At 54.0% G+C, this 26,402-nt stretch carries 27 protein-coding genes; 8 read left to right on the top strand and 19 right to left on the bottom strand.

Going from position 1 to position 26,402, the window contains the following annotated elements:
- Window positions 1-185: 185 nt before the first annotated feature.
- From accD to pdxB, 5 genes are all read right to left on the bottom strand, one after another.
- The gene (gene accD, locus OGV82_RS11985; protein WP_012131453.1) at window positions 186-1,100 is read right to left on the bottom strand and encodes an acetyl-CoA carboxylase, carboxyltransferase subunit beta; all 915 of its coding nucleotides are present in this window, start codon (window positions 1,098-1,100) and stop codon (window positions 186-188) included.
- A 152-nt stretch (window positions 1,101-1,252) separates the two neighbouring features.
- A complete protein-coding gene (locus tag OGV82_RS11980; protein ID WP_012131452.1) occupies window positions 1,253-1,912 on the bottom strand; it encodes a DedA family protein in 660 nt (219 codons plus the stop codon).
- A gap of 23 nt (window positions 1,913-1,935) precedes the next feature.
- Window positions 1,936-2,748, bottom strand: coding sequence for a tRNA pseudouridine(38-40) synthase TruA (gene truA / locus OGV82_RS11975; RefSeq protein WP_012131451.1), 813 nt, complete (start codon window positions 2,746-2,748; stop codon window positions 1,936-1,938).
- Window positions 2,748-3,761 (bottom strand): aspartate-semialdehyde dehydrogenase, encoded by a 1,014-nt coding sequence (locus OGV82_RS11970; RefSeq protein ID WP_047462309.1) that lies wholly within the window; start codon window positions 3,759-3,761, stop codon window positions 2,748-2,750. Before OGV82_RS11970 ends, truA begins: the two co-directional genes overlap by 1 nt.
- Window positions 3,762-3,822: 61 nt before the next feature.
- On the bottom strand, window positions 3,823-4,959 hold the full coding sequence (pdxB, locus tag OGV82_RS11965) for a 4-phosphoerythronate dehydrogenase PdxB (RefSeq protein ID WP_047462307.1): 1,137 nt from the start codon (window positions 4,957-4,959) through the stop codon (window positions 3,823-3,825).
- Window positions 4,960-5,061: 102 nt separating this feature from the next.
- On the opposite strand from pdxB, the gene flk reads away from it, so the two are divergent.
- On the top strand, window positions 5,062-6,063 hold the full coding sequence (gene flk, locus OGV82_RS11960) for a flagella biosynthesis regulator Flk (protein ID WP_047463966.1): 1,002 nt from the start codon (window positions 5,062-5,064) through the stop codon (window positions 6,061-6,063).
- Here the strand turns inward: flk and OGV82_RS11955 are convergent.
- Window positions 6,060-7,238: an MFS transporter gene (locus OGV82_RS11955; RefSeq protein ID WP_047462305.1), complete on the bottom strand. Its 1,179-nt coding sequence runs from the start codon at window positions 7,236-7,238 to the stop codon at window positions 6,060-6,062. The two genes, flk and OGV82_RS11955, sit on opposite strands and share 4 nt — an antisense overlap.
- A 179-nt stretch (window positions 7,239-7,417) precedes the next feature.
- A complete protein-coding gene (locus OGV82_RS11950; RefSeq protein WP_047462303.1) occupies window positions 7,418-7,792 on the bottom strand; it encodes a MerR family transcriptional regulator in 375 nt (124 codons plus the stop codon).
- Window positions 7,793-7,965: 173 nt separating this feature from the next.
- Between OGV82_RS11950 and OGV82_RS11945 the strand changes: the two genes are divergently transcribed.
- From OGV82_RS11945 to OGV82_RS11935, 3 genes are all read left to right on the top strand, one after another.
- Window positions 7,966-8,214 carry a helix-turn-helix domain-containing protein gene (locus OGV82_RS11945; protein ID WP_047462299.1) on the top strand — a complete coding sequence of 83 codons (249 nt, stop codon included), beginning with the start codon at window positions 7,966-7,968 and terminating at the stop codon, window positions 8,212-8,214.
- A gap of 163 nt (window positions 8,215-8,377) precedes the next feature.
- On the top strand, window positions 8,378-8,581 hold the full coding sequence (locus tag OGV82_RS11940) for a hypothetical protein (RefSeq protein WP_286462723.1): 204 nt from the start codon (window positions 8,378-8,380) through the stop codon (window positions 8,579-8,581).
- The gene (locus OGV82_RS11935) at window positions 8,535-9,065 is read left to right on the top strand and encodes a YqhG/Tai3 family protein (protein ID WP_047462296.1); all 531 of its coding nucleotides are present in this window, start codon (window positions 8,535-8,537) and stop codon (window positions 9,063-9,065) included. The genes OGV82_RS11940 and OGV82_RS11935 overlap by 47 nt, the downstream gene beginning before the upstream one ends.
- A 111-nt stretch (window positions 9,066-9,176) precedes the next feature.
- On the opposite strand, the gene fabB is transcribed toward OGV82_RS11935, so the two are convergent.
- Window positions 9,177-10,397, bottom strand: coding sequence for a beta-ketoacyl-ACP synthase I (gene fabB / locus OGV82_RS11930; RefSeq protein WP_047462293.1), 1,221 nt, complete (start codon window positions 10,395-10,397; stop codon window positions 9,177-9,179).
- A 158-nt stretch (window positions 10,398-10,555) separates the two neighbouring features.
- Here fabB and mnmC point away from each other — a divergent pair, with 158 nt between their 5' ends.
- On the top strand, window positions 10,556-12,556 hold the full coding sequence (gene mnmC, locus OGV82_RS11925) for a bifunctional tRNA (5-methylaminomethyl-2-thiouridine)(34)-methyltransferase MnmC2/FAD-dependent 5-carboxymethylaminomethyl-2-thiouridine(34) oxidoreductase MnmC1 (protein WP_047462289.1): 2,001 nt from the start codon (window positions 10,556-10,558) through the stop codon (window positions 12,554-12,556).
- 68 nt (window positions 12,557-12,624) lie between these two features.
- Here the strand turns inward: mnmC and OGV82_RS11920 are convergent, their stop codons facing one another.
- From OGV82_RS11920 to prmB, 6 genes are read right to left on the bottom strand one after another with little or no spacing between them, the layout of a single operon-like run.
- On the bottom strand, window positions 12,625-12,903 hold the full coding sequence (locus tag OGV82_RS11920) for a YfcL family protein (RefSeq protein WP_047462286.1): 279 nt from the start codon (window positions 12,901-12,903) through the stop codon (window positions 12,625-12,627).
- Window positions 12,904-12,935: 32 nt separating this feature from the next.
- Window positions 12,936-13,484: an elongation factor P hydroxylase gene (locus OGV82_RS11915; protein WP_012131442.1), complete on the bottom strand. Its 549-nt coding sequence runs from the start codon at window positions 13,482-13,484 to the stop codon at window positions 12,936-12,938.
- Entirely contained in the window at window positions 13,484-14,293 is an 810-nt protein-coding gene (locus tag OGV82_RS11910) for a sulfite exporter TauE/SafE family protein (protein ID WP_012131441.1), read from the bottom strand. The genes OGV82_RS11915 and OGV82_RS11910 overlap by 1 nt, the downstream gene beginning before the upstream one ends.
- The gene (mepA, locus tag OGV82_RS11905; RefSeq protein ID WP_101744043.1) at window positions 14,293-15,117 is read right to left on the bottom strand and encodes a penicillin-insensitive murein endopeptidase; all 825 of its coding nucleotides are present in this window, start codon (window positions 15,115-15,117) and stop codon (window positions 14,293-14,295) included. The genes OGV82_RS11910 and mepA overlap by 1 nt, the downstream gene beginning before the upstream one ends.
- A gap of 3 nt (window positions 15,118-15,120) precedes the next feature.
- Window positions 15,121-16,206 carry a chorismate synthase gene (aroC, locus tag OGV82_RS11900; protein WP_012131439.1) on the bottom strand — a complete coding sequence of 362 codons (1,086 nt, stop codon included), beginning with the start codon at window positions 16,204-16,206 and terminating at the stop codon, window positions 15,121-15,123.
- A gap of 38 nt (window positions 16,207-16,244) precedes the next feature.
- Entirely contained in the window at window positions 16,245-17,177 is a 933-nt protein-coding gene (gene prmB / locus OGV82_RS11895) for a 50S ribosomal protein L3 N(5)-glutamine methyltransferase (protein ID WP_012131438.1), read from the bottom strand.
- Window positions 17,178-17,342: 165 nt separating this feature from the next.
- On the opposite strand from prmB, the gene smrB reads away from it, so the two are divergent.
- Window positions 17,343-17,894 carry an endonuclease SmrB gene (smrB, locus tag OGV82_RS11890; RefSeq protein ID WP_012131437.1) on the top strand — a complete coding sequence of 184 codons (552 nt, stop codon included), beginning with the start codon at window positions 17,343-17,345 and terminating at the stop codon, window positions 17,892-17,894.
- Window positions 17,895-18,012: 118 nt separating this feature from the next.
- Here the strand turns inward: smrB and sixA are convergent, their stop codons facing one another.
- From sixA to OGV82_RS11870, 4 genes are all read right to left on the bottom strand, one after another.
- Window positions 18,013-18,498 carry a phosphohistidine phosphatase SixA gene (gene sixA / locus OGV82_RS11885; RefSeq protein ID WP_047462281.1) on the bottom strand — a complete coding sequence of 162 codons (486 nt, stop codon included), beginning with the start codon at window positions 18,496-18,498 and terminating at the stop codon, window positions 18,013-18,015.
- A 206-nt stretch (window positions 18,499-18,704) separates the two neighbouring features.
- Window positions 18,705-20,852, bottom strand: coding sequence for a fatty acid oxidation complex subunit alpha FadJ (gene fadJ / locus OGV82_RS11880; RefSeq protein ID WP_047462278.1), 2,148 nt, complete (start codon window positions 20,850-20,852; stop codon window positions 18,705-18,707).
- Window positions 20,852-22,162 carry an acetyl-CoA C-acyltransferase FadI gene (gene fadI / locus OGV82_RS11875; protein ID WP_101744044.1) on the bottom strand — a complete coding sequence of 437 codons (1,311 nt, stop codon included), beginning with the start codon at window positions 22,160-22,162 and terminating at the stop codon, window positions 20,852-20,854. The genes fadJ and fadI overlap by 1 nt, the downstream gene beginning before the upstream one ends.
- A 176-nt stretch (window positions 22,163-22,338) precedes the next feature.
- On the bottom strand, window positions 22,339-22,623 hold the full coding sequence (locus tag OGV82_RS11870) for a YfcZ/YiiS family protein (RefSeq protein WP_024130148.1): 285 nt from the start codon (window positions 22,621-22,623) through the stop codon (window positions 22,339-22,341).
- Window positions 22,624-22,994: 371 nt separating this feature from the next.
- On the opposite strand from OGV82_RS11870, the gene fadL reads away from it, so the two are divergent.
- Window positions 22,995-24,344, top strand: coding sequence for a long-chain fatty acid transporter FadL (gene fadL / locus OGV82_RS11865; RefSeq protein WP_024130146.1), 1,350 nt, complete (start codon window positions 22,995-22,997; stop codon window positions 24,342-24,344).
- Window positions 24,345-24,406: 62 nt separating this feature from the next.
- Here fadL and mlaA read toward each other — a convergent pair whose 3' ends face one another.
- Window positions 24,407-25,162: a phospholipid-binding lipoprotein MlaA gene (gene mlaA / locus OGV82_RS11860; RefSeq protein ID WP_024130145.1), complete on the bottom strand. Its 756-nt coding sequence runs from the start codon at window positions 25,160-25,162 to the stop codon at window positions 24,407-24,409.
- Between the two features lie 288 nt (window positions 25,163-25,450).
- On the opposite strand from mlaA, the gene OGV82_RS11855 reads away from it, so the two are divergent.
- Window positions 25,451-26,383, top strand: a complete 933-nt coding sequence (locus tag OGV82_RS11855) for a formate/nitrite transporter family protein (RefSeq protein ID WP_012131426.1) — start codon at window positions 25,451-25,453, stop codon at window positions 26,381-26,383.
- The last annotated feature ends 19 nt before the right edge of the window (window positions 26,384-26,402 follow it).

Genomic DNA, 26,402 nt, shown 5'->3' with positions numbered 1-26,402 from the left:
GTAAATTTATTACGTTGAGAAAAGCAAAAGGCAGCGCCAGCTGGCCCTGCCCTTTTGTACTCGTCGTCTTTCAAGCTGCAGGTGTGTTGGCTGCTCTCGCTCACCCGAATCACTTGCCTGTGCAAGCTCATCGGGATTCGCTCTCTTGCCACCTTCCTGCAACTCGAAATCCATAGAGTAAATTATCAGGCCTCGGGTTCCTGATCGGGTACCGGCGGCACCACCTCGCCTTCGCGCGGCGCATCCGGGTTCGGCGCCGGAAGATTCATCAGCTTCGCCAGAACGCTTGCCAGTTTCAGGCGCATTTCCGGGCGGCGGACGATCATATCGATAGCGCCTTTTTCAATCAGAAACTCACTGCGCTGGAATCCCGGCGGCAGTTTCTCACGTACGGTTTGTTCAATAACACGCGGGCCCGCAAAACCGATTAACGCTTTCGGTTCTGCAATGTTGAGATCGCCGAGCATCGCAAAACTTGCGGAAACGCCGCCCATTGTCGGATCGGTCAACACGGAGATATACGGCAGACCACGCTCCTGCATTTTCGCCAGCGCAGCGGAGGTTTTCGCCATCTGCATCAGCGACATCAGCGCTTCCTGCATACGCGCGCCGCCGGAAGCGGAGAAGCAGATCAGCGGGCAGTTATCTTCCAGCGCCTGCTCAACGGCACGGACAAAACGCGCGCCGACCACAGACCCCATAGAACCGCCCATAAAGGAGAACTCAAACGCCGCCGCGACAATCGGCATATCGTGGAGCGTACCTTTCATCACCACCAGCGCGTCTTTCTCGCCGGTTTCCTTCTGCGCGGAAGCCAGACGATCTTTATACTTCTTGGAGTCGCGGAACTTCAGTACATCTTTCGGCTCAAGTTCGCTGCCCAGTTCCACAAGGCTTCCTTCATCTAACAGGCTATGCAGGCGATTGCGCGCCGACATGCGCATATGATGGTCACACTTCGGACAGACCTCAAGATTACGTTCCAGCTCAGCACGGTATAAAACCTGACCGCAGCTATCACACTTGGTCCACACCCCTTCAGGAATGCTTGCCTTGCGGGTGGGAGTAATGTTGCTTTTAATTCGTTCAATCCAGCTCATTAGTGACCTTTCTGCCTGAACCTTAGTCGTCAGCTTTGTTATCAGGAGCGCATAATGCCATTTTTGCCCCCAACAGACTATGAATGTTGCACATTAAAACATAACAGCCCGAAACTTTGGATAAAAAAGTGGTCGAACCGCTGAGTTACTTTCTATTTTGCGGCACGCGACGCAGCGCGCTTATGGCGAATGATTTCAACCACGCCTGGCAATATCGACACCACAATAATCCCTACGATCAGTAACTTAAGGTTATCCTGAATCATAGGGATCGTACCGAAGAAATACCCCGCATATGTGAAGAGCAGCACCCATAAAAGCGCGCCAATGACGTTATACGCGGCAAAATGGCGATAAGACATATGTCCCATACCCGCAACAAACGGCGCAAAGGTTCTGACAATCGGGACAAAACGGGCCAGAATAATGGTTTTTCCGCCATGCTTTTCATAAAACTGGTGCGTCTTATCAAGGTAACTGCGACGGAAAATTTTTGAATTCGGGTTACTGAATAACCGTTCACCAAACAATCTGCCGATCGTGTAGTTCACCGCGTCGCCGACAATCGCGGCGATCAGCATTAACATCACCATAATATGTACGTTGAGATCGTTGGTTTCCAGCGACGCCAACGCGCCCGCCACAAACAGCAACGAATCCCCCGGCAGAAACGGCGTCACCACCAGTCCGGTTTCACAAAACAGGATCAGGAACAGAATGGCATATACCCAGACGCCGTATTCCGCGACCAGCTCCGCCAGGTGCACGTCAATGTGCAGGATAAAATCAATCAGAAAATAAATCAGGTCCATATTGATGCCTTATACGACTCAAATTAGTCCGCCAGAAACAGCGGGCCCAGTGGCGTTTTGGGAAGGTCAAACCGTTCCGGGTAATCAACCGCAACCAGATACAACCCTTCCGCTTTCGCCGTTGCTGCTGAAAGCCGCCTGTCCTTCGCCGCCAGCAACTCTGCTATCCAGCTCTCCGGCTGGTTGTGGGCGCCTACTTCCATCAGGCTACCGACAATATTCCTGACCATATGATGTACAAAGGCATTGGCTTTGATATCGACCACCACATATGCACCGTGACGCGTCACGTTAATGTGCATCACGTTTCGCCACGGCGTACGCGACTGGCACTGTACCGCGCGAAACGAGGTAAAATCATTTTCACCAATCAGACACTGTGCCGCCCGGTGCATACGTTCTGCGTCCAGCGGCTCATAAAAGTGCGTAACCCCATGACCTAAAATCGCCGGACGCAACCGATGATTGTAGATGATATAGCGATAACGGCGAGCCGTTGCGCTAAACCGGGCGTGAAAATCCTCAGGTACAGCTTTAACCCAACGAACCGCGATGTCACCAGGTAAATTCGCATTTACACCCAGCGTCCACGCCGCGTCTTTACGCAACGCGGTGGTTTCAAAATGCACCACCTGCCCCGTTCCGTGTACGCCAGCGTCTGTCCGCCCGGCGCAAAACACGTTAACAGGTTCGTTGGCAACCTGAGAAAGCGCCTTTTCCAGCTTTTCCTGAACGCTGCGCACTTCGTTCTGGCGTTGCCAGCCATAATATTTGCTGCCGTCGTACTCAATGCCCAGCGCAATTTTATAAACTGGCGGTTGTTCCACTGCTGACATCAGTACAGGTACTCCTGCACCAGTTTTTCCGCGGTCTTAACCGCCATCAGCGCGCCGCCAAAGCGAACGTTATCGGCCACCGACCAGAACTGAACCTGCTCCGGCATGCCATAGTCGTTACGCACACAGCCGACAGAAAGCTGCGGATTGCCTGACGCATCGCCCACCTGAGTCGGGAAGTCAGTCTCTTCAGACAGCACAATATCTTCGCCGCGAGAAAAGGCATCGCGCGCCTCTTCCGCCGCCAGCGGGCGCAGCGCTTCAAAACTGACCATTTGCGCATGGCCATAAAATACTGGCGACTGAATGCAACTGGCGGAAATCATCAGCCCATCGTCCTGCAAAATCTTACGCACTTCGTCAACGATACGGCGTTCTTCGCGCACGCTGCCTTCACTGTCCGGCAGGAGCGGCAGCATGTTAAACGCCAGTTGGCGACCAAAGAAATCATCTTCGTCGATAGGGATACCGTTGAGCAGTTTCGCGCTCTGACCGGCCAGCGCATCCACCGCTTTTTTCCCGTGCGCCGAGGCAGAAAGCAGGCTGGTGACGCTAATGCGCGACAGACCGCCTTCATCAATCAGCGGCTTCAGCGAGGCCAGCAACTGGCTGGTCAGGCTGTTGGCTACGGCGATCACATTGCGGTTGCGGTAATCGGCCAGCACAGACGGGTTCACTTCCGGCACCACTAATGGCACATCCGATTCCAGGGCAAACAGGCCGCTGCTGTCGATCACCAGACAGCCCGCATTGGTGGCTTCCTCAACCCATGCGGCAGAGGCTTCAGCGCCAGCGACAAAAAACGCCAGTTGCGCCTGCGTCCAGTCAAAATCAGCGACATCCTGCACAATGACCGACTTGCCGCTATAGCGCAGATGTTCGCCCGCACTTTCATTACGCGCCAGCGCATAAATCTCACCGACCGGGAACTGACGTTCAGCCAGCGTTTCGAGCAGGGCTTCGCCTACGGCGCCTGTTGCGCCCAGGATGGCAATGTTCCAGCCTTCAGACATGGTGGTTTACTCCAGAAATAGCAAAGCTCCCCGCGCTATGCAGGGAGCGACAAAAAGAATGTTAATGGGCCGGATGATGAACGGCGTTGAAACCGAGCTTATACAGCAGCGTGGCGGCACTGGCATCGTCGCACATCACGTACAAGGAAGACCATTCACGGCGCTCAAGGTAATTCTTACGCAGCTTATCAAACTCGCCCGGAATTCCGGCGACTTTACGCAGTGGCGCATCATCGCGGCGCACATCATACACCAAATGTACCAGCCTTTTCAGCGTCGGCTGATCCAGCGGGCCATGCAGCGTAATACGTCCAAACTCCGGCGCGGGTAGCAGCGTATCCAGCGCCACTTTTTGCCCCCGTCCGATAAACGTACTATAGGCTTCAAAGACCTGCGTGGTGCCGCGCGCCTTACCTTCCAGGGTATAACCGGCAATGTGCGATGTGCCGATATCAATTTTTTCCAGCAGCGCCACGTTGAGATCGGGCTCCCCTTCCCAGACATCAAGCACCACGCTCAGCGACTGCCCGGCATTCAGGCGCGCCAGCAGCGCGGTGTTATCCACCACCGGGCCGCGACAGGCGTTAATCAGAATCGTCCCCGGCTTCAGCCGCCCGATCAGCGCCTCATCCGCCAGGTGCAGCGTCTTGTAAGGCCCCTCTTTATACAACGGCGTGTGGAACGTCAGAATATCCGCTTCCTGGACCAGCTCATCCAGCGAGCGGAAATCACCTTCATCGCCCCGGTCCGCACGCGGCGGATCGCACAGCAAAGTACGAATGCCCAACGCTTCCAGCCTCGCCTGCAAGCGAGCGCCAACATTACCTACGCCGACAATCCCCACGGTACGGTCGCTTAAAGCAAAGCCGTCACGCTCCGCCAGCATCAGTAAAGCGGAAAAGACATATTCAACAACAGCGATGGCATTGCAGCCAGGCGCCGCTGAAAACCCCACGCCAGCCTGCTTAAGCCATGCCTCATCCACATGATCGGTCCCGGCGGTTGCGGTACCGACAAATTTGATGGATTTCCCCCCAAGCAGCGCTTCATTCACTTTGGTGACTGAACGCACCATTAACGCATCCGCATCATCAAGTTCTGCAACGGGAATGGGGCGACCGGGAACCGCTTTGACCTCGCCCAGACGGCTAAATAATTCGCGGGCATAAGGCATATTTTCATCAACGAGGATTTTCACGTCTGCGTACCTGTTTGAGAACGAGAGTTAACCGGGCAAGTGTGCCATAATCTGGCCGCCAGGCATACTTTGCTAAGATTTATGGTTTAAGGATAAGTGATGATGCAACCCATTTCCGGTACTCCCGCACGCCCTCCCGGTGAAGGTCAGACTGCGCCTTCCGTTGCCGGAGAACAGCCGCTATCCACCCAGCAGCGCACGGTGCTGGAACGCCTGATTACGCGTCTGATTTCACTGACGCAACAGCAAAGCGCGGAAGTCTGGGCCGGAATGAAACACGATCTGGGCGTAAAAAGCGACACGCCGTTGCTGTCGCGTCACTTCCCCGCCGCAGAACAAAATCTCACGCAACGCCTGAGCGTCGCTCAGCAGAACCACGCGAATCGTCAGGTACTCTCGCAGTTGACGGAATTATTGAGCCAGGGGAACAATCGCCAGGCCGTCAGTGATTTTATTCGCCAACAGTACGGTCAGACGGCGCTCAGCCAGTTAACGCCCGAGCAGTTAAAAAATGTGCTGACGCTACTGCAACAGGGGCAACTTTCCATTCCTCAGCCTCAACAACGTCCGCCAACCGACAGACCGTTATTGCCTGCCGAGCATAATACGCTCAACCAACTGGTGACGAAGCTGGCCGCCGCGACGGGCGAATCAGGCAAACTTATCTGGCAGTCCATGCTGGAACTTTCCGGTGTGAAAAACGGCGAGCTGATCCCCGCAAAACAGTTCACGCACCTGGTCACCTGGCTGCAAGCGCGCCAGACCCTCAGCAACCAGAGCGCGCCTACCCTACAGACGCTACAGGCGGCGCTAAAACTGCCGCTGGAGCCGAATGAATTCACGGCGTTAAGAGATTACGCCCAGCAGACATATCAGGCGTTGCCGCATACAATTCTGACAACCGCTCAGGTTCAGGATCTGCTGAACCAGGTCTTTCTACGCCGCGTTGCGCGCGAAAGAGAGTTAACCGAGCCGCATCACATTCAGCCGATATTCAGCCCGTTCGCCCCGATGATTGAAACCATCAAATCCGTAACGGCGCGACCGGGGCTGATCTTTATCGCACTGGCGGTTGCCTTCATTCTGTTCTGGCTGGTGTCTTAACCCCGGCGAAACGACAGCAGCGTCACCACAATCCCCACGACGGCAGAAATCGCCCCGGCGAGGAATACGGAAGAGTAGCCGCATGAGGTGGCTAACAGCCCGGCCAGCGGGCCGGTAATGCCGTAGGAGATGTCCTGAAACGCGGCATAGCCGCCAAGTGCCGTACCGCGTACCTGAGAAGGTACGCGCTTCACCACTTCAACACCCAGCGCCGGGAAGATGAGCGAGCACCCAGCCCCGGTTAACGCCGCACCCAATAGCGCAATCCAGGCCACTGGCGCCAGCCAAAGCAGCACCAGCCCTGCCGTTTCGACCAACAGGGACGCAACCGCCACCTTCACGCCGCCAAAGCGATCCGGCATCCAGCCAAACAGCACGCGCATCAGCACGAAAGCGCCGCCAAACGCGGTCAACGTAAAACCGGCCATCGCCCAGCCTTTACTGGCGAAATAGAGTGAAATGAAGGTGCCGATAACGGCGAAACCAACCCCCTGTAGCGCCAGCCCCAGGCCCGGCTTCCAGATGAGGCCGACGACGCTCCACAGCGACGGACGTTCGCCCGCGTGCGCAGGTACTTTACGCACGGTGCCATTAAATGCCCATGCCAGCAGCGGCAGCGCCATTGTTGTTCCTGCCAGCGCCGCAAAACCGTAATGGCTGTGAATCAGTAAACCAAGCGGCGCACCGGCAGCCAGCGCGCCGTAAATCGCCATGCCATTCCACGACATCACTTTACCGGAGCGCGAAGGCCCTACCAGCCCCATCCCCCAGGTCAGGGTTCCGGTCAGTAGCTGGCTTTCGCCAAAACCCAGGATCAGTCGCCCGACGATCAGCAACGCGAATTTTACAGGTACAGAAACAGGTAACAACGCCGCCAACAGCCACGCGCCCCCCGCCAGCGCGCAGGCCAACATCCCCTGTAGCGCGGAACGTTTAGCACCATATTGATCGGCCAGTCGCCCAGCGTAACCACGGGTCAATACCGTTGCAAGGAATTGAATGCCCACCGCGATGCCGACCATCGTGTTGCCATAGCCCAGCTCATGGTGAACAAAAAGAGGGATTACAGGTAACGGTAAACCGACCGTCATATAGGTCAGAAAAACCGCAAAAGCGATACGAAAAAGCGAAAAATTCGCAGAAGGTGTTTTTTCTTTTTGGGATACAGCTGTCATGCGTTACTCCAGAATGCAGAGTAAGGCGAGGAAATGCCACGCCCCCTCCACCTGACCATCAGGATTAAGGTGCGTTGGATAACGTTAAACGCTTACGCATTATCATGGGGATAATGTTGAGCGTGAAGTCTGCCTGTGAGTCGCTAAACTTGTCAACCTTGAAGTCTCAGGAAGTTGTATCAAAACGAAGACTTGTCATCGAACAGAAAGGGAAAGACGGCATCGATTCCCTTTGTCCTGAACAGCCCTGTCACCTGTATACGTTGCCCCGGCGTCAGTAGCCTGAATATCATATCCCAGATCTCTTTGGGTTCCACTTCCTGGTCGAAGGTATTCTCCAGCGTTAGCACTGCCTCATTTTCGTTCAAATAAGGACGGAGGTAGAGAGGAAAAACAGAAATATGGTACTCCTCAGCTTTCGATTTAGCACGCTTACGTTTGACACTCTCTTTCCCCTCACTGTACTTATTCAAACGTTCACGAACCGCAGGCACACTTCCTGGAAACCCCGGTAATGCAAGACACTCCTTAACCGTGAACCACTCTTTTGCCATCAGTTTCTTTCCTTTTCCCTGATGAAATAAAAATATTTTTTCTTTTGCGCGAAACTTCAGGTTTATTCTGGCAATATTCTTATAATGAAAAAGAAAGTAACGTTCTTTTTGTCGCGCTAATTTATAGCCTGAAAAATATCGGCGCCGATAACACATCTTCTTAGGATTACAGAATGGAACACAAAAGCCAAGACTGGCATCGTGCAGATATTAAAAGTGCACTGGAAAAAAGAGGAATTACGCTCAGAGATCTTTCACGAGCAGCTGGATTATCTCCCGACTCGTTACGCAATGTATTTACCCGCCATTGGCCCAGAGCAGAGCTGATCATTGCGGTGGCGCTGGAGACCACACCAGATGTGATTTGGCCTTCGCGCTACATTTCTGGTCATGAGGAACCACATCAGCGTTCAGAAGAATAAAACACTATAAATCCAGAAGTATTTTTCAGGTCAATATTATTTGGCGTATTAAATACAATCACATTATTTATAATACTTTTTTATAGCACATATTACCTATATAGCCCATTATGACAGTGATAATTAATTAACGGATCACGTAATAACACCCAAAGGATATAATATGGTCTGGGATATAAGAACAGCAACAAACTATGCAAAGCATCACGCTCATACACACTCAATCAAAAAATGTGCTGAATATACACGAAAGGCAATCCGTGCCGGAGGCATAGATATAGAGCAGCAAAACCACAATATACGATATACAGGAGGAACTAATGCGATTTATTCTCCCATTAATCCTTTTACTGTTATCCGCATGTAATGTTCACAATGATACAAGTAGTCGTAACATGGTGAGTCAATTCTACCCCCAGTACATGGCAATATACGCCAGCGATAACGATAAGAGCCTTATCAATTACACCAATCCTATTTATGAAAAATATGTTTCAACTGAAATTATTCGCAGATTAAAGAAAATTGACGATTATTATGAGCAGGAAATCGTGGCGTCAGACTACTTTATGTACGTGCAGGACTACGCGCCGGAATGGATCGCTAAATTCCACGCAGGAACAGCCAGTGCTTTTTTGGGAGGTGAAAAAGTGGATGTATGGCTTGGCGATTCCGATACCCGCCTTATCCATTTAATGGTGTATACTCGCCGGGAAAATGGCCAATGGAAAATTTATCGGGTACGCGATCTTACCCACCAGTTTGAACACCCGATCTACGATGCAGGCGCTATTGCCCGCGCCAGGGCGTGGTCGGCAAAAGTCGCGCAGGAATACGAAAACAAGCAATAAAAAAGGGAGCCATTATCGGCTCCCCTGTAGGCCTGATAAGCGAAGCGCCATCAGGCAAACGTTGATGTCGGATAGCGGCGTAAACGCCTTATCCACCCAACGTCTTCAGATTTACGCTTTCAGCTTACGCATAACCAGCGTCGCGTTGGTGCCGCCAAAGCCGAAGCTGTTGGACATGACGGTCGTCAGTTCGCGATCGGTGGCTTCGGTTACGATGTTCAGACCTGCCGCTTGCTCGTCCATCTCTTCAATGTTGATGCTCGGCGCGATAAAGCCGTGTTCCAGCATCAGCAGCGAATAGATAGCTTCCTGCACGCCAGCCGCACCCAGAGAGTGACCGGTCATCGCTTTGGTCGCGGAGATAGCCGGGCTCTTATCGCCAAAGACTTCACGAATTGCGCCCAGCTCTTTCACGTCGCCTACCGGCGTAGAAGTACCGTGGGAGTTCAGGTAGTCAATCGGAGTGTCAACGCCGTGCATCGCCATCTGCATGCAGCGCACTGCGCCTTCGCCTGACGGTGCAACCATGTCAGCGCCATCGGACGTTGCGCCATAACCGACGATTTCTGCATAGATGTGCGCGCCGCGCGCCAGAGCATGTTCCAGTTCTTCAACCACAACCATACCGCCGCCGCCCGCGATAACGAAACCATCACGGTTCGCATCATAGGTACGGGAAGCTTTAGACGGATCGTCGTTGTATTTGGTGGACAGTGCGCCCATCGCGTCGAATTCACACGCCATTTCCCAGCACAGCTCTTCGCCGCCGCCGGCAAAGACGATGTCCTGTTTGCCCAGTTGAATCTGTTCAACCGCGTTGCCGATGCAGTGCGCAGAGGTCGCGCAAGCAGAGCTGATGGAGTAGTTCACGCCGTGGATTTTAAACGGCGTAGCGAGGCAGGCAGAAACGCCGGAGGCCATCGCTTTGGTCACTACATACGGGCCAACGGCTTTCAGACCACGCGGGCTACGCATGGCATCTGCGCCAAAGACCTGGAATTTCGGGGAGCCGCCGCCGGAACCTGCAATCAGGCCAACGCGCGGGTTATTCTGGTAAGTTTCTACAGAGAGACCCGCATCAGCAATCGCCTGCTCCATAGAAAGGTAAGCATAGATGGATGCGTCGCTCATAAAGCGCACTACTTTGCGGTCAATGAGGCCAGTGGTATCCAGTTTGACGTTACCCCAAACATGGCTACGCATGCCGGAGTCCTTCAGCTCCTGAGAGAAAGTGATCCCTGAACGTCCTTCACGCAGAGATGCCAGGACTTCCTGCTGGTTATTACCGATGCTGGAAACGATGCCCAGGCCAGTAATCACTGCACGTTTCATTCAATACCTCTGTAAGTCGCACTATTTTAAGATTCGACTCGCACAATAGCGTACACTTGTACGCCGAACAAGTCCGATCAGCCAATTAATATGGAAATTTGCGCCTCCGGGCGCACATCGCTAAGATCGTGACACTGCCTGTCAGACGAGTAACTTACGTGAAACAATACGCTATACAACCTGCCAACCTTGAATTCAACGCTGAGGGTACACCTGTTTCCCGAGATTTCGATGACGTCTACTTTTCCAATGATAATGGGCTGGAAGAGACGCGTTATGTTTTTCTCGGCGGCAATCAGCTTGAGGAGCGTTTTCCGCTGCACCCTCGCCCATTATTCGTGGTGGCGGAAAGCGGTTTCGGCACTGGCCTTAACTTCCTGACGCTCTGGCAGGCGTTCTCGCAGTTTCGCGACGCTCACCCTGAGGCTACGCTACAAAGATTACATTTTATCAGTTTTGAAAAATTTCCCCTGACGCAGGCCGACCTCGCTTTAGCCCATCAACACTGGCCGGAGCTTGCCCCCTGGGCACAGCAGCTACACGCGCAGTGGCCGCTGCCGCTGGCCGGGTGTCATCGTCTGATTCTTGATGACGGTCGTGTGACGCTGGATCTCTGGTTCGGCGATATTAATGAGCTGACGGGGAAACTGGATGAATCTCTGAACCAGAAAGTGGACGCCTGGTTTCTGGATGGTTTTGCCCCCGCGAAAAACCCTGACATGTGGACGCAGAATCTGTTTTCCACCATGGCGCGACTGGCTCGCCCCGGCGGAACGCTGGCGACGTTTACCTCTGCGGGATTCGTGCGCCGGGGGTTGCAGGAGGCAGGGTTCACGATGCAAAAACGCAAAGGTTTTGGCCGCAAGCGTGAAATGCTTTGCGGCGTCATGGCGCACGCGCTGACGTCCCCCTCCCCGACGCCGTGGTTCACCCGCAGCGGCAGCGCCAAACGAGACGTCGCAATCATCGGCGGCGGCATCGCCAGCGCGCTGCTGTCGCTGGCGCTTCTGCGCCGCGGCTGGCTGGTAACGCTTTATTGTTCAGATGAGCAGCCCGCGCAAGGCGCATCCGGCAATCGCCAGGGGGCGCTTTATCCCCTGCTCAGCAAACACGATGCGGCGATTAACCTCTTTTTCCCGAGCGCGTTTACGTTCGCGCGGCGTCTGTATGACGCGCTGCCAGTGACTTTCGACCATGACTGGTGCGGCGTCACGCAACTGGGCTGGGACGAAAAGAGCCAGCATAAAATCGATCAGATGCTGTCGCTGGCGTTGCCCGATGCGCTCGCAGTGGCTGTAGATCCAGACCAGGCGCAGCAGGAAACAGGCGTGGCGACACACTGTCGCGGAATAACGTATCCGGCTGGCGGCTGGCTGTGCCCCGCACAGTTAACCGCTGCGCTGCTGGCGCTGGCGGCCACACAAGGGCTACGGAGGCATTATACACACACGCTCACCGCCTTTTCGCGCCAGGCCACAGGCTGGCAGTTGCAATTTGCAGAGGGTAAGGCAGTCGAACATGAGGTGGTCGTGCTGGCAAACGGGCATCAGATTAACCACGTTGACCAGACGCGTCCGTTACCGGTCTATTCGGTGGCTGGTCAGGTAAGCCATATCCCGACGACGCCTGCGCTTTCCGCATTACGCCAGGTGCTGTGCTACGACGGATACCTCACGCCGCAAAACCCTGCCACTCATCAGCACTGCATTGGCGCCAGTTACCATCGCGGCAGTGAGGAAACCGCCTATCGTGAAGACGATCAGCAGCAGAATCGCCAGCGCTTGATCGACTGCTTCCCGAATGCCGCATGGGCAAAAGAGGTTGATGTCAGCGAAAAAGCGGCGCGCTGTGGCGTACGCTGCGCCACGCGCGATCATCTGCCGATGGTCGGAAATGTGCCGGACTATGATGCAACGCTCGCACAATACGCCGCTCTTGCCAGACAGAAAGACGCCGCCGAACGCGCGCCGGTTTATCCTGATTTGTTTATGCTGGGAGCGCTCGGATCGCGCGGGTTGTGTTCAGCCCCGCTCTGCGCGGAAATTCTCGCGGCGCAAATGAGTGAAGAGCCCATTCCGATGGATGCTAACACGCTGGCGGCGTTAAACCCGAATCGTCTGTGGGTACGGAAGTTATTGAAGGGAAAAGCGGTGAAATAAGTCCATCAGCCGGATGAACGTTAACGCCATCCGGCAAGGTGAAAATGCCGGATGGCGACGCATCCGGCCTACGCGTTAATGGCCTTCTGGAACAGGTTATCCCACATTTCTTTCACTAACGCCTGGTCACGCGGCGACAACTCGCCTGCGCCAATCGCTTTTTCCAGGCTGCCGGTGACGTTGGCATACACCGCTTCTGCGGAATGGTCATCACCGCCTTCCAGTTCTGCAACTGCTAACGTCAGGTGGCCACGCAGATATCCGCTGGCAAACAGCTCGTCATCGCTTGCGTGCTCTACCATATCGTCGATTAATGCCAGAATGCGTGATTCAAACTCCGCGATCATCTTCTTTCCTCATTGTAAACGTGGCGTCGGCCTCAGTTGAGCGCTTCCGGCCACGGGAACTGTTCCGCCGTAATGTCAGGCGTGTGATAATAATTCTGTAACGCTTTAATAAACCGGGCCGGGCGTTCAGGAATGCCTTTTTCCAGGTACTCCATCACCTGGGCATGAACCCGGCGCTGAAATACCACGCGATCCGGTTCGAAGTCCCCTTCCAGGTTGTCGCAACTGACGTTAAACGGATAACCCGCCGCCACGCAAAACAGCCAGTCAAAGGCCTGCGGTTTCACTTCCACGTCTTCAAACTGGCTTTGGGTTTGCGCATCACGCCCATCCGGGCAATACCAGTAACCAAAATCCACCAGCTCACGACGCGCCTTTCCGGCAATACACCAGTGCGAAATCTCATGCAGCGCGCTGGCGTAAAAGCCGTGCGCAAAAACAATCCGGTGGTACGGCACGTCCGCATCAGCAGGAAGATAGACCGGTTCGTCATCGCCTTTAATCAGACGGGTATTAAAATCGTCGGCAAAGCAGCCGTTAAAAATATCAATTAGCTGTTGGTAATGATGCGTACTGTTCATTAGTTCATCCCCAGCAAGTGGAGAATCTCCTGTCCGTGGTTATCATAAAGTAGTTTGGCGCTCATCACCGCAGAGACGATGACAATCATCGGGCGAATGAGCTTCTGTCCTTTGCTTAACACCAGTCGCGAGCCCATACGAGCGCCCAGAAACTGGCCAATCAGCATCACGAAACCTGTCGCCCAAATGACTTTACCGCCAATAGCGAACAGCAACAGGCCGCCAATATTCGAGGTGGCATTCAACACTTTGGCATGGGCGGTGGATTTCGCCAGGTTGTACCCGCACAGCGTCACAAACGCCAGCGCGTAAAACGATCCGGCAGCCGGGCCGAAGAAGCCATCGTAGAATCCGACGCAGCCCCCGGCGACCAGCGCGAAAGGCAGGCCATAAAGCCGACGCTGACGATCCTCTTCGCCGAGTTTCGGCATCAACAGGAAGTAAAGGCCAATACAAATAACCAGCACCGGTAAAATCTGCCGCAAAATGCTCGCCTGGACATATTGCACCAGTAACGCGCCGCTCATTGAGCCAATGAACGTCATCAGAATATTGAGTTTCTGATCGGCAAGATTGACCACTTTGCGACGAATGAAATAGATTGACGCGGAGAGTGAGCCGCCGCAGGCCTGCAATTTATTGGTCGCCAGCGCCTGTGCTGGCGACATGCCTGCCGCCATTAATGCAGGGATCGTTAATAAGCCGCCTCCCCCCGCCAGCGAATCAATAAATCCAGCCAGCATTGCCACGAAAAAAAGAACAATCAATAACAGCGGGGACACCATAAACAGATTTAAAAAATTGTCCATTAGAGTACATGCTCATCCAGTAGCGCCTGGCAGGAAGGCGGCAACGGTGGCGGTGTCTTCTTCTCAGGCTTTGTTGTTCCAAGTTCAGGAGGTTCAAACCAACTTTGTAGTTCTGCGCCGCATCCATCGCCAGGCGGAGGCAAAGGCTGATCTTCGCACTCCAGGCTGTCGGCAGGGCAACGTAATCGTACATGCATATGCGCACGATGCTGGAACCAGGGTCGCACTTTACGCAACCAGTCACGGTCGGTTCCGGCATCCAGGCATAACTGCTGTTTAATGGCAGGATTAACAAAAATACGCGTGACGTCGTTATCTTCCGCCGCCAGTTTGATCAGGCTGGAAATTTCCGGCTTCCACAGCGAAGGCACCACATGTTTGCCGTCGCGGGAGACCAGGTCAATTGCCTGAGGTCGCAGTAGCTGCGCCTGCGTCCAGCGTGTTTTCGGCAGTTGCAGAAAAATATCAACATCGAGCCCGGTCTGGTGGCTGGCATGTCCGCCGTTGAACCGCCCGCCCGCAGGCATCCCCATATCGCCGATCAACACCGTTCCAAACCCAAGATTGCTGACCTGAGTGCTCAGTCGTTGAATAAACATCACGAGATCGGGATGACCAAAATAGCGGCGCTGATCGGTACGCATCACCTGATAGTGTTCGGACTGCACGGGAAGCGTGTCTGCCCCAACAATGCAGCCATTCGAAAAGCCGCCGATGGATTGCGCACTTCCGGGAACAGGATGCGTAATTTTCTGCCAGGGCGTCGCCGCCAGGCTGGCGCTGCTGACCAGAAGAGCCAGCAACGCGAGTGCCGTTTTTTTCATTGATTACCAGCGTGGAATATCAGTCTTTACATCCGCATTTTGCGCGCGCTGACGCAGAAGGTGATCCATCAGCACGATCGCCAGCATGGCCTCAGCGATCGGCACGGCGCGGATCCCAACGCACGGATCGTGACGCCCTTTGGTGATCATCTCGACTTCTTCACCAAAGCGGTTAATCGTACGTCCCGGCACCGTAATACTGGAAGTGGGTTTCAGCGCCATATGTGCAACAATTTGTTGCCCGCTGCTGATACCGCCGAGAATACCGCCCGCATGGTTGCTCAGGAAGCCCTCTTTGGTAATTTCATCGCGATTCTGGCTGCCTCGCAACGCGACCACATCAAACCCATCGCCAATCTCCACGCCTTTTACCGCGTTGATGCTCATCAGCGCATGAGCGATGTCCGCATCCAGACGGTCAAAGACCGGTTCGCCAAGCCCGGCCGGAACGCCGTTTGCCACGACGGTCACTTTTGCCCCAATCGAATCGCCCTCTTTCTTCAGGGCGCGCATCAGTTCATCCAGCGCGTCGATTTTATCTGGATCAGGACAGAAAAACGGGTTTTGTTCAACCTGCTGCCAGTCTTTGATTTCAAGCGGAATATCGCCCATCTGGGTCAGACACCCCTGAATGACGATGCCGTGTTTCTCCGCCAGATATTTTTTAGCAATCGCGCCAGCCGCGACGCGCATCGCCGTTTCACGGGCGGAAGAACGACCGCCGCCACGGTAATCGCGCAGACCGTATTTCTGCTCGTAGGTATAGTCGGCATGGCCCGGGCGGAAAACGTCCTTAATGGCGCTGTAATCCTGTGAACGCTGATCGGTATTTTCAATCAACAGGCCAATGCTGGTGCCCGTCGTCACGCCTTCAAAGACGCCGGAGAGAATTTTCACCTGGTCCGGTTCACGACGCTGGGTCGTGTAACGCGAGGTTCCCGGACGGCGTCTGTCGAGATCGTGTTGCAAGTCGGCTTCCGTTAGCGGAATGCCCGGCGGAACGCCATCAACGATACAACCGAGCGCCAGCCCGTGTGATTCACCAAAAGTCGTTACGCGAAAGAGTTGTCCAAGTGTATTTCCTGCCATCACGGCTCCGTTATCGTTGTTGTGTTGTTGACCGTTGATTAATCTTTATAGATGCTGAAATGCTCGCGAGCCGCAATGAGCTGCGCTTTCGTCAGCATAAAGACGCCGTCGCCGCCGTTATCGAACTCCAGCCAGGTAAACGGTACATCGGGATATTGTTCTATCAGATGTACCATGCTGTTTCCGACTTCACAAATCAGAATACCGTCATCGGACAAGTAGTCCGGCGCGTTGCCCAGAATACGGCGGGTCAGTTTTAAACCGTCAGTGCCGGACGCCAGGCCCAGTTCAGGTTCATGACGATATTCATTCGGCAGATCGGACATATCTTCCGCATCAACGTACGGCGGGTTCGTCACAATCAGGTCATACTGCACTTTCGGCAGATCGCGGAACAGATCGGAGCGAATCGGCGTGACATGGTTGAGCAGACCGTGCTCTTCAATGTTGTGTTCGGTTACGGCTAACGCGTCGCTGGAGATATCAACGGCATCCACTTCCGCCTCCGGGAAAGCATAAGCACAGGCGATAGCGATACATCCGCTGCCGGTACACATATCCAGAATGTGGTGCGGCTGCTCGCTGATAAGCCCCGCGAAGCGGTTGTTGATCAGTTCGCCAATCGGCGAACGTGGCACTAATACGCGTTCATCAACATAGAATTCATGGCCGCAGAACCAGGCTTTATTGGTCAGGTAGGCCACCGGAATACGCTCGTTGACACGACGAATAACCCGTTCAACAATGCGGTGACGTTCGCTGGACGTCAGGCGCGCGGTGCGCATGTCTTCTGGAATATCCAGCGGCAGATAAAGTGACGGCAGTACCAGCTGTACGGCCTCATCCCACGGGTTGTCCGTGCCGTGACCATACCAGATATTCGCCGCGCTAAACCGGCTTACCGCCCAGCGCAACATGTCCTGAATGGTATGCAGCTCACTCACTGCTTCATCGACGAAAATTTTATCCACGTATTCCTCCAGGGCATGCTCGCATTAAATTCGGCGGCTAGTTTGCCACGAAGACGGCGATAAATCAGCACTCACGCGGCGCCAGAACGTGAAAATTGTGTTTTGGCTGAACGAATGTCCCCTGAGTCGGGTAAACTAACGCAAAATAAAAGATGAGACGTTCGAATGAAAAAGAAAACATCGCTCAGCGAGGAGGACCAGGCGTTGTTCCGGCAGTTAATGACCGGCACCCGCCAGATTAAGCAGGACACCATTGTCCACCGACCGCAACGTAAAAAAATCACAGAAGTCCCGGTCAAGCGTCTGATACAGGAGCAGGCTGATGCCAGCCACTATTTCTCCGATGAATTTCAACCGTTATTGAATACGGACGGCCCGGTGAAATATGTACGTGCCGACGTCAGCCATTTCGAGCTGAAGAAAATGCGTCGGGGCGACTATTCGCCGGAGTTGTTCCTGGATTTGCACGGTCTGACGCAACAACAGGCCAAACAAGAGCTGGGGGCGCTGATTGCCGCCTGTCGCCGCGAGCATGTCTTTTGCGCCTGTGTGATGCACGGCCACGGAAAGCATATTCTTAAGCAACAAACGCCGTTATGGCTGGCGCAACATCCGCACGTTATGGCCTTCCATCAGGCGCCAAAAGAGTACGGCGGGGACGCTGCGCTGTTGGTATTGATTGAAGTAGAAGAGTGGTTGCCGCCGGAGCTTCCCTGACAATGCCGGTTGCCGGATGGCGGCGCAAGCGCCTTATCCGGCCTACGGGGTCAGTGCAGGCTGTAGGCCTGATAAGCGAAGCGCCATCAGGCACGGTATCCAACCGACGATAATAACGTTAAATCGCTTTTGCCATTTTCAGATTACACGGGCTCATCTGCCAGTTGAAAATCCCTTTGCCGCTTTCATCAAGCGTTACGCTGGCAATCGCAGATGTGGTGAACATTGGCGGCGTCTCGCCAGGACAGAGTTCAGACACCAGATACCCCACCAAAGGCAGGTGAGAGATCACTAACACCGATGCGACACCTTCATTCGCCAGCGTCTGCAACCAGGCGCTGACCATACCGACATCGCCGCAAGGAGTAAGCTCCGGCAAAACGTCCACATTGCCAGGCAGGTTCATACACTCCCCTACCACATCCAACGTTTGTTCGGCTCGTAGAAACGGGCTCACCAGAACACGTTCGATATCCACTTTTTGACCTTTCAGCCAGTTCGCCATAAGGCGGGATTCGTCACAACCACACGAGGTTAAGGGACGAACCGAATCACTGGCGGCATCGAGGGCCGCGTCGCCGTGACGCATGATAAAAACTTGCATATTGCACCGCTTTTGTTAACCAGAATCACCCACATTCTTAGCAAAAACCCCGACGGGTATGATAAAAATGCGGTGGCCGGCATTGTGCCTTATCCATTCACCGAATGAAACGCTGTTTTTTACCTCAATGGCGTAAGTATAGTCAATCTTTGTTTACAAATTGACCACCACACAGTCATTCGGTGCGGTCTCGTCCTGATATGACCTTATTCCTTCAGGTCTGTTTCCCCACTGTTCCAGAAACGTTCACCGCGTTCAGCCATCCGCAATAAGCGCTCACACGGGGTAAACCGGTCGCCATACTGCGTAGCCAGTCGTTGCAGAACCGCAACCACTTCACCCGCGCCGAGAGTGTCCATATAACGGAACGGGCCGCCAAGAAACGGCGGAAAACCAATACCAAATACCGCGCCGATGTCGCCATCACGCGCGCTGCGGATCACCTTCTCATCAAAGCAGCGCGCCGCTTCATTGAGCATTAACATCACGCACCGCTCAGCCATTTGCTGCGCAGAAAGTCGGCTCTGCCCTTGCGTACCAATAAGCCTATAAATTGCAGGGTCGACCTGTTTTTTGCTTTTACGCCCTTTCACGCCATAAAGATAGAAACCGCGACCATTTTTTCTGCCTTTGCGATCATCATTCAAAATTGAGGCAACAACGTTTGCAGGCGCGCTAAAACGTTCGCCGTAAGCGGCCTCCAGTACAGGTATAATTTTAGTGCCTGTATCGATGCCAACCTCATCCAAAAGTTGGATTGGCCCTACCGGAAAACCAAACTTGACCAGCGCGGCGTCGATCGCTTCAACGCGTTCGCCTTCGGTCAGCAACCGTATTGCTTCGTTGATATACGGGGCAAGAATACGATTAACGTAGAACCCGGCTTTATCGCTGACCACTATCGGCGTTTTGCCCTGTTTTTTCGCCAGCTTAACGGTCGTGGCGATCGTCTGCGCAGAGGTTGTCGCATGAGGAATGACCTCCACCAACGGCATTTTTTCTACCGGGCTAAAGAAGTGCAAACCAATCACCTGCTCAGGCCTGGCCGCGTTAGCCGCGATGTCGCCGATGGGTAAAGATGAGGTGTTGGAGGCAAAAATGGTGTGAGGAGCGCAGTTTTGCTCGACTTCCGCCACCATCTGCTGTTTTAACGCCAGATCTTCAAACACCGCTTCAATAACCAGATCCCGATGCGAGAAGCCGCGGTAATCCGTTGAGCCGGAGATTAGCGCCAGCTGTTTGTCGCGTTCGCCCGCTTTGATATGGCGGCGGCGAACTTTGGTTTCAAGCTGATCCCAGCTGTACTTCAGCGCGTGGTTGATGCCTTTGGCATTAATATCTTTGATGCGAACCGGCAAGCCGCCTTTACAGGCCGTCACGTAAGCAATACCGCCACCCATCAGACCTCCGCCCAGCACGCCTACGCTGGCTAACGGGCCAGGCTGCGCGTCGCTCCCCGGATCTTTTTTCACTTCGGTGCTGGCAAAAAAGATATTCCGCAACGCCTGCGACTGCGGCGTCATCGCCAGCTCGCCAAACGCCCTCGCTTCCGCGTCGTATCCGCTACTGCTTCCCTGCGCCAGCCCGGTTTCAATCACCTCAAGGATTCGCTCTGTCGCCGGGTAATTACCCTGCGTTTTCTGCCCGGTTTTTTTACTGACCATGCGGAACAGCAGCGTGCGCCCAAGCGGCCCCGCCAGAATACGTTCACGCACCGGTAAATTCCGCTGAGCGGAACGCCCTTTAATCGCCAGTTCCACGGCGGCCTCAAGCAAAATGGCGTGCGGCACGACTTCGTCCACCAGACCAACCCTGAGCGCTTGTTTTGGCCGTAACTGCTTACCGGTGAGGATCATGTCCAGCGCCGTACTCACCCCAACCAGGCGCGGTAATCGCTGCGTACCGCCAGACCCTGGCAGCAGCCCCAGTTGCACTTCCGGCAGACCCAGCACGGTTTTCGCATCATCAGTACAAATGCGCCGATGGCAAGCCAGCGCCATCTCCAGCCCACCGCCGAGACACGCGCCGTGAATGGCGGCGACAACCGGAACAGACAGCGCCTGAATTTCAGCCATTATCTGCTGGCCCTGACGCGCCAGCGTTTCAGCTTCCTGCGCGCTTTTGCAGTTGCCGATCATGTTGATATCCGCCCCCGCGATAAAGTTATCCGGCTTCGCAGAAATAAAAACCACACCGCGCAGCGCCTTGTTTTCCCGAATCTGTTTCAGGATGGCGCGAACCTGCGTCGCGAACTCCGCCTTCAGGGTATTCATTTTCTCACCGGGGACATCAATAGAGACGACCGCGACGTTATCCAGACGCACGTTAAGCGTGAAAGCCGATGTCATGTCCATTATTCCGCCTCCAGAACCATTGCCGCCCCTAAACCCCCCGCAGCACACGCGGTCACCAGGCCAAAACCGCCTCCCCGACGGCGTAGCTCATGCAGGGTTTGCGTGATCATCCGCGCCCCCGTTGCGGCAAACGGATGTCCATAGGCAATCGACCCGCCGAGGACGTTAAACTTACTGTCATCCACTTCTCCGGTCGCATGCGCCCTGCCCAGCACGTCGCGGGCAAAACGCTCACTGCCAAGCAGTTGAATGTTAGCCAGCGTCTGAGCGGCAAAGGCTTCATGCATATCAATTAACGAGAGATCGGCCAGCGTTAATCCGGCCCGCTCCAGCGCCAGCGGCGTCGACCAGGCCGGGCCCAGCAGCATGTCCTGCCAGACGTCAATTGCGGTAAACGCATAGCTACGCAGATAGCCCAACGGCGCCAGGCCAAGTTCTTTAGCGCGAGACTCCGTCATCAGGATGACGGCTGCCGCGCCATCCGTCAGCGGTGTACTGTTCGCCGCCGTGACCGTCCCGTGTTGTCGATCAAACGCGGGGCGCAGCTTCGCATAATCAGCCAGAGTAGAGCTGCCACGAATATTATTGTCTTCAGAGAAAGGCTCTTTATACGGCGGCGCATATGTCGTCATCACCTCATCCGCCAGTTTACCTTCGGCCCAGGCCTGTGCGGCTCGTTGATGAGAACGATGCGCCAGCGCATCCTGCTGCTCACGCGTAATGCCATAGGTTTTCGCCATTTGCTCGGCCGTATCGCCCATCCGCAGCCCGGTGGAATATTCAGCGACCGCGGGCGGAACAGGCATCAGGTCTCGCAGACGCAGGCGGGAAAAGAGCTTGAGTTTTTGCCCGGTAGAGCGGGCTTTATTGACGTCCACCAGTATACGCGCCAGCTTTTTGCTGACGCCAATAGGTAACACGGAGGAGGAGTCCGCGCCGCCAGCAATCCCCGCGCGAATCGTCCCCGCCATCAGGCTTTCCGCAACATTCGCTACCGCCTGAAAACTGGTCGCACACGCCCGGCTTACGCTGTAGGCATCGGTGTGAACATTCATTCCTGTACCCAGCACAATTTCCCGGGCGATGTTGGGAGCTTCAGGCATTTGCACCACCTGGCCAAAAACCAGTTGCTCAATAACCTCGGCAGGTATTTCACTGCGCGCCAGCAATTCCCCAACCACCATTTTTCCCAACTCAACAGCAGGAATGCCATGAAAAGCGGTGGCCTGACGAGCAAACGGCGTACGTAATCCGCTTACAATGGCGATACGATCGCCCTGGCGGGTAACCAGTGGTAAAGCCTGACTCATAACATTCCCCTGTAAAAAATAAAATAAGTGGTCTGACCTGATCACAGTCTTAACCAATTTTTTACATTTCGCCAAGCGGAGACGCCAGAAAGTGAGAGCTAAGACACAGAGGATAGTAACAGAGGGTTACGAAAATGCCCCTGCCAGAATTTGACAGGGGCATTCAAAGAAGGGGATTAACGCAGACCCAGCTGGAAGATCAGCGTTTCAGCTTCGCAGGCGAAGACAAAGTCGATGTCCAGACGCACGCCTTCAGCTTCTTCGGTAAAGGTGGATGTAATCTGGCAAGGTTCAGATTCCACACCACGCGCTTTTTCTGTCAGAGCCGCCAGCGTTTCTTCGGCCTGCGCGCGGTTTTCAAACACACGGCTGTAGGACGCGGTGCAATCGGAGTTGTCCATAATGGTGCCAACATCCATACAGCAGCAAACCGGGGTTTCATCAGCACTGCATTTACTCATTGTAGATTTCCTCTGTATTTGCACTCAAGGTGCCAGATAAATATTGAGGATATTTTACGCTCGTGGAAAAAGGCTCTCCAGTCGTTAATGACGCAAAATGGGATAAGTGACCGAAATCACACTTAAAAATGATCTAAAACAAAAATCGCCCAATCGAGTGAGTGCGCCAGGCCTCAAATTTGCCAGCTGGATCGCGTTTCTACGATCACAATTGAAAAATATTATAAACATACTTGCAACATTCCAGCTGGTCAGACCTATACTCACGCCACTGGTCTGATTTCTCTGTCGTACCTCAGACCCTACACTTCGCGCTCCTGTTACGGCATGTAACATAGTTTGTATAAAAATAAATCGATGAGGTTATGGTCATGAGCCAGAAAACCCTGTTTACAAAGTCTGCTCTCGCAGTCGCAGTGGCAATCGTCTCCACACAGGCCTGGTCTGCAGGCTTTCAGTTAAACGAATTTTCTTCCTCTGGCCTTGGCCGGGCTTATTCGGGTGAAGGCGCTATCGCAGATGATGCCGGTAACGTTAGCCGCAACCCAGCGTTAATTATGATGTTCGATCGCCCCACCTTCTCTGCGGGTGCGGTGTATATCGATCCAGATGTCAATGTGACCGGCCGCTCTAACTTAACCGGGCAAAATGCCAACGCGAATAATATTGCGCCAACAGCGTGGGTTCCTAACCTGCACTTCGTTGCGCCGATCAACGATCAGTTCGGTTGGGGGGCATCCATTACCTCCAACTACGGCCTCGCCACCGAATTCAATAAAGATTATTCAGCCGGTATCTATGGCGGTAAAACAGACCTGCAAACGGTGAACCTGAACCTCAGCGGCGCCTATCGCCTGAATAATAGCTGGAGCTTCGGGGTTGGTTTTGATGCGGTTTACGCGAAGGCTAAAATTGAGCGCTATGCGGGTTCCCTCGGTCCGGTGCTTTCACAACAGCTGGTTGGACAAGGCGTACCCTCTCAGTGGACGGATGGCATTAACTCCCCTGACTCCCAGATCGCTCACCTGAAGGGTGATGAGTGGGGATTCGGCTGGAACGCAGGCATCCTGTATGAACTCGACAAAGATAACCGTTGGGGCCTGACCTACCGCTCTGAAGTGAAAATCGACTTCGAAGGCGATTACAAAAGCTCCATTAACCCAAATCTGAACAATATTTTCGCCAGTATGGGGCTTTCAAGCCTGCCATACGGCACTGGCGGCGCAACACAGAATGGTTCCTTAACCCTGAACCTGCCTGAAATGTGGGAAATCTCCGGTTATAACCGCGTCGCGCCGCAATGGGCTATCCACTATAGCCTGACTTATACCAGCTGGAGCCAGTTCCAGGAGTTAAAAGCCAAAGGCGACGATGGCCAGACGCTCTTCTATAAAGATGAAAGCTTTAAGGATGCGTACCGTATCGCGTTGGGTACGACCTACTACTACGATAAGAACTGGACTTTCCGTACCGGTATCGCGTATGACGATAGCCCGGTTCCGGCAAACAAACGCTCCATTTCTATTCCCGATCAGGACCGTCTGTGGCTGAGCGCGGGTGCAACTTACGCCTTCAATGAAGATGCTTCTATCGACGTTGGCGCATCCTATATGCACGGTCAGAACGTGAAATTCACCGAAGGGGAAGGCCCGGCAGCTTACTCCTTCAAGTCTGACGGTAAAGCCTGGCTGTTCGGTACGAACTTTAACTACGCGTTCTGATTTTCATCAGACGTAAAAAAAGGTGAGTCTTTTGACTCACCTTTTTTATTGGCCTCGTGTGGTTATTCAGAATCAATCTCTTTAAGATCGTCCTGAATCGCCTGGGCATTCGGGTTTTCCTGCGGTTTAAGCTTCCCGCCGTTAGCGATGAAGTCATGACGCTGGAAGTATGCTTCACGCACCAGAATATACGGGTCGGAAGACTGACGCAGCAGACCATCGGAATCCAGCAGTTGCGCGCGGGTTTCAATTCCTTCAATGGTCCATTTACCAATAGACATCGGCCAGGTGAGCCAGGAGAGTACCGGATAAAGGGTATCGGCCATATCACCGCCATCTTCACGCAGCGTGAAGCTGCCATAGAACGGAAGTTGCACGTAGGGGCCATACCCCACACCGTAATGGCCTAACGTACTGCCGAAACGGTGCGGTTCAACACGCTGTAGTTTTGGATTCGCCATCCCCGCAACATCAATAAAGCCCCCCATTCCCAAAATACTATTCAGGAAGAAGCGGGTGAAGTGCACCATGCCCTGATAGGGATCGCCCTGCAGGAAATAGTTCACCATAATCGCAGGCTCTTCGAGGTTGCTGGTAAAATTACTCAAACCATTTCTGGCAGGCTGCGGAACATAATCACGCCAGGCGACAGCGACCGGTCGAACGACATACGGGTCCAACACGTTAAAGTTGAAGTTGTACATGGTGCGGTTAAATCCTTCGAGCGGATCTGAACGCCCCTGCTGTTCTGTACCGGAGCTTGCACATCCCACCAGCAGTGTGCTCCCCAGCGCAAGCGCCGACAGGCGAAGCTTCATAAATGTCTCCCTGTTGATTATGGCTATCGCTGATTGCCATCCATGACGGAACGAGACCGTATCCGCCTGTTTAGGTGTGAGCGATTGTAACAGCACGTCAAATGATGTCTATATACTGATTCTTGTTGATTTGATCATAGCCTGTAACTCTGGCTCATGGCGGGTTTCATTCTAACCGGGCGGGTAAAAACGCGCGTCGCCTTTTTTGCGATTTCAGAGTTTGCCCTGCCTTCAGTCGGATAAAAGCCACTACGCTTTAGACAAATGTGTTCATCACGAGGTCTCACAATGGATAAATTCAGCGAAGAGAAAATTGATCAACACAGTGACGAACTCGAAGTCGAAAGCGAAGAAAAACAACGCGGGAAAAAGATAGAGGTCGACGAGGATCGCCTCCCCTCACGCGCGATGGCGATTCACGAACATATCCGCCAGGACGGCGAAAAAGAGCTGGAGCGTGACGCTATGGCGCTGCTGTGGTCAGCCATTGCCGCAGGGCTCTCAATGGGCGCCTCGCTACTGGCGAAAGGTATTTTTCACGTACAGCTGGACGGCGTCCCCGGCAGTTTTTTACTTGAGAATCTGGGTTATACCTTTGGTTTTATCATCGTCATCATGGCGCGCCAGCAGTTGTTTACTGAAAATACCGTCACCGCCGTTCTGCCGGTGATGCAAAACCCGACGATGGGCAACGCGGGTCTGCTGATGCGGCTCTGGAGCGTGGTGTTACTGGGCAACGTAGTCGGTACTGGCATCGCCGCATGGGCTTTTGAATATATGCCTATATTTGACGAAGAAACGCGTGATGCGTTTGTCAAAATCGGCATGGATGTGATGAAAAACAGCCCTGGCGAGATGTTTGCCAATGCCATTATCTCCGGCTGGATCATTGCCACAATGGTATGGATGTTTCCCGCTGCCGGCGCCGCAAAAATCGTGGTGATCATTCTGATGACCTGGCTTATCGCCCTCGCTGACACGACCCATATCGTCGTGGGTTCGGTTGAAATCCTCTATCTGGTGTTTAACGGCACGCTGCACTGGAGCGACTTTTTCTGGCCCTTTGCTTTGCCCACGCTGGCGGGGAATATCTGCGGCGGTACATTCATCTTCGCGCTTATGAGCCATGCGCAGATCCGTAATGATATGAGCGCCAGACGCAAAGAAGAGGCCAGGCTGCGTGCCGGAAAGAAGGCGGAAAAGCAGAAAAAACAGTCCTGAATGGCGACTGTTTGAGCAG

It is taken from the genome of Citrobacter sp. CK191 (assembly GCF_030333435.1).
Classification (GTDB): domain Bacteria; phylum Pseudomonadota; class Gammaproteobacteria; order Enterobacterales; family Enterobacteriaceae; genus Citrobacter_B; species Citrobacter_B koseri.
Note: the sequence above shows the minus strand (reverse complement) of the source record. Positions and strands in the feature narration are given on the sequence as shown.

Bases quoted from the DNA above. Each gene is read 5' to 3' on its own strand.
- fadJ (WP_047462278.1), bottom strand. From the start codon at position 20,852: ATGGACATGACATCGGCTTTCACGCTTAACGTGCGTCTGGATAACGTC.
- OGV82_RS11955 (WP_047462305.1), bottom strand. From the start codon at position 7,238: ATGACAGCTGTATCCCAAAAAGAAAAAACACCTTCTGCGAATTTTTCG.
- OGV82_RS11940 (WP_286462723.1), top strand. From the start codon at position 8,378: ATGGTCTGGGATATAAGAACAGCAACAAACTATGCAAAGCATCACGCT.
- fadI (WP_101744044.1), bottom strand. From the start codon at position 22,162: ATGAGTCAGGCTTTACCACTGGTTACCCGCCAGGGCGATCGTATCGCC.
- OGV82_RS11970 (WP_047462309.1), bottom strand. From the start codon at position 3,761: ATGTCTGAAGGCTGGAACATTGCCATCCTGGGCGCAACAGGCGCCGTA.
- OGV82_RS11920 (WP_047462286.1), bottom strand. From the start codon at position 12,903: ATGATCGCGGAGTTTGAATCACGCATTCTGGCATTAATCGACGATATG.
- OGV82_RS11980 (WP_012131452.1), bottom strand. From the start codon at position 1,912: ATGGACCTGATTTATTTTCTGATTGATTTTATCCTGCACATTGACGTG.
- OGV82_RS11870 (WP_024130148.1), bottom strand. From the start codon at position 22,623: ATGAGTAAATGCAGTGCTGATGAAACCCCGGTTTGCTGCTGTATGGAT.
- OGV82_RS11915 (WP_012131442.1), bottom strand. From the start codon at position 13,484: ATGAACAGTACGCATCATTACCAACAGCTAATTGATATTTTTAACGGC.
- mlaA (WP_024130145.1), bottom strand. From the start codon at position 25,162: ATGAAGCTTCGCCTGTCGGCGCTTGCGCTGGGGAGCACACTGCTGGTG.
- OGV82_RS11910 (WP_012131441.1), bottom strand. From the start codon at position 14,293: ATGGACAATTTTTTAAATCTGTTTATGGTGTCCCCGCTGTTATTGATT.
- smrB (WP_012131437.1), top strand. From the start codon at position 17,343: ATGAAAAAGAAAACATCGCTCAGCGAGGAGGACCAGGCGTTGTTCCGG.
- truA (WP_012131451.1), bottom strand. From the start codon at position 2,748: ATGTCAGCAGTGGAACAACCGCCAGTTTATAAAATTGCGCTGGGCATT.
- mepA (WP_101744043.1), bottom strand. From the start codon at position 15,117: ATGAAAAAAACGGCACTCGCGTTGCTGGCTCTTCTGGTCAGCAGCGCC.
- flk (WP_047463966.1), top strand. From the start codon at position 5,062: ATGCAACCCATTTCCGGTACTCCCGCACGCCCTCCCGGTGAAGGTCAG.
- aroC (WP_012131439.1), bottom strand. From the start codon at position 16,206: ATGGCAGGAAATACACTTGGACAACTCTTTCGCGTAACGACTTTTGGT.
- accD (WP_012131453.1), bottom strand. From the start codon at position 1,100: ATGAGCTGGATTGAACGAATTAAAAGCAACATTACTCCCACCCGCAAG.
- sixA (WP_047462281.1), bottom strand. From the start codon at position 18,498: ATGCAAGTTTTTATCATGCGTCACGGCGACGCGGCCCTCGATGCCGCC.
- fadL (WP_024130146.1), top strand. From the start codon at position 22,995: ATGAGCCAGAAAACCCTGTTTACAAAGTCTGCTCTCGCAGTCGCAGTG.
- fabB (WP_047462293.1), bottom strand. From the start codon at position 10,397: ATGAAACGTGCAGTGATTACTGGCCTGGGCATCGTTTCCAGCATCGGT.
- OGV82_RS11945 (WP_047462299.1), top strand. From the start codon at position 7,966: ATGGAACACAAAAGCCAAGACTGGCATCGTGCAGATATTAAAAGTGCA.
- OGV82_RS11935 (WP_047462296.1), top strand. From the start codon at position 8,535: ATGCGATTTATTCTCCCATTAATCCTTTTACTGTTATCCGCATGTAAT.
- OGV82_RS11950 (WP_047462303.1), bottom strand. From the start codon at position 7,792: ATGGCAAAAGAGTGGTTCACGGTTAAGGAGTGTCTTGCATTACCGGGG.
- OGV82_RS11855 (WP_012131426.1), top strand. From the start codon at position 25,451: ATGGATAAATTCAGCGAAGAGAAAATTGATCAACACAGTGACGAACTC.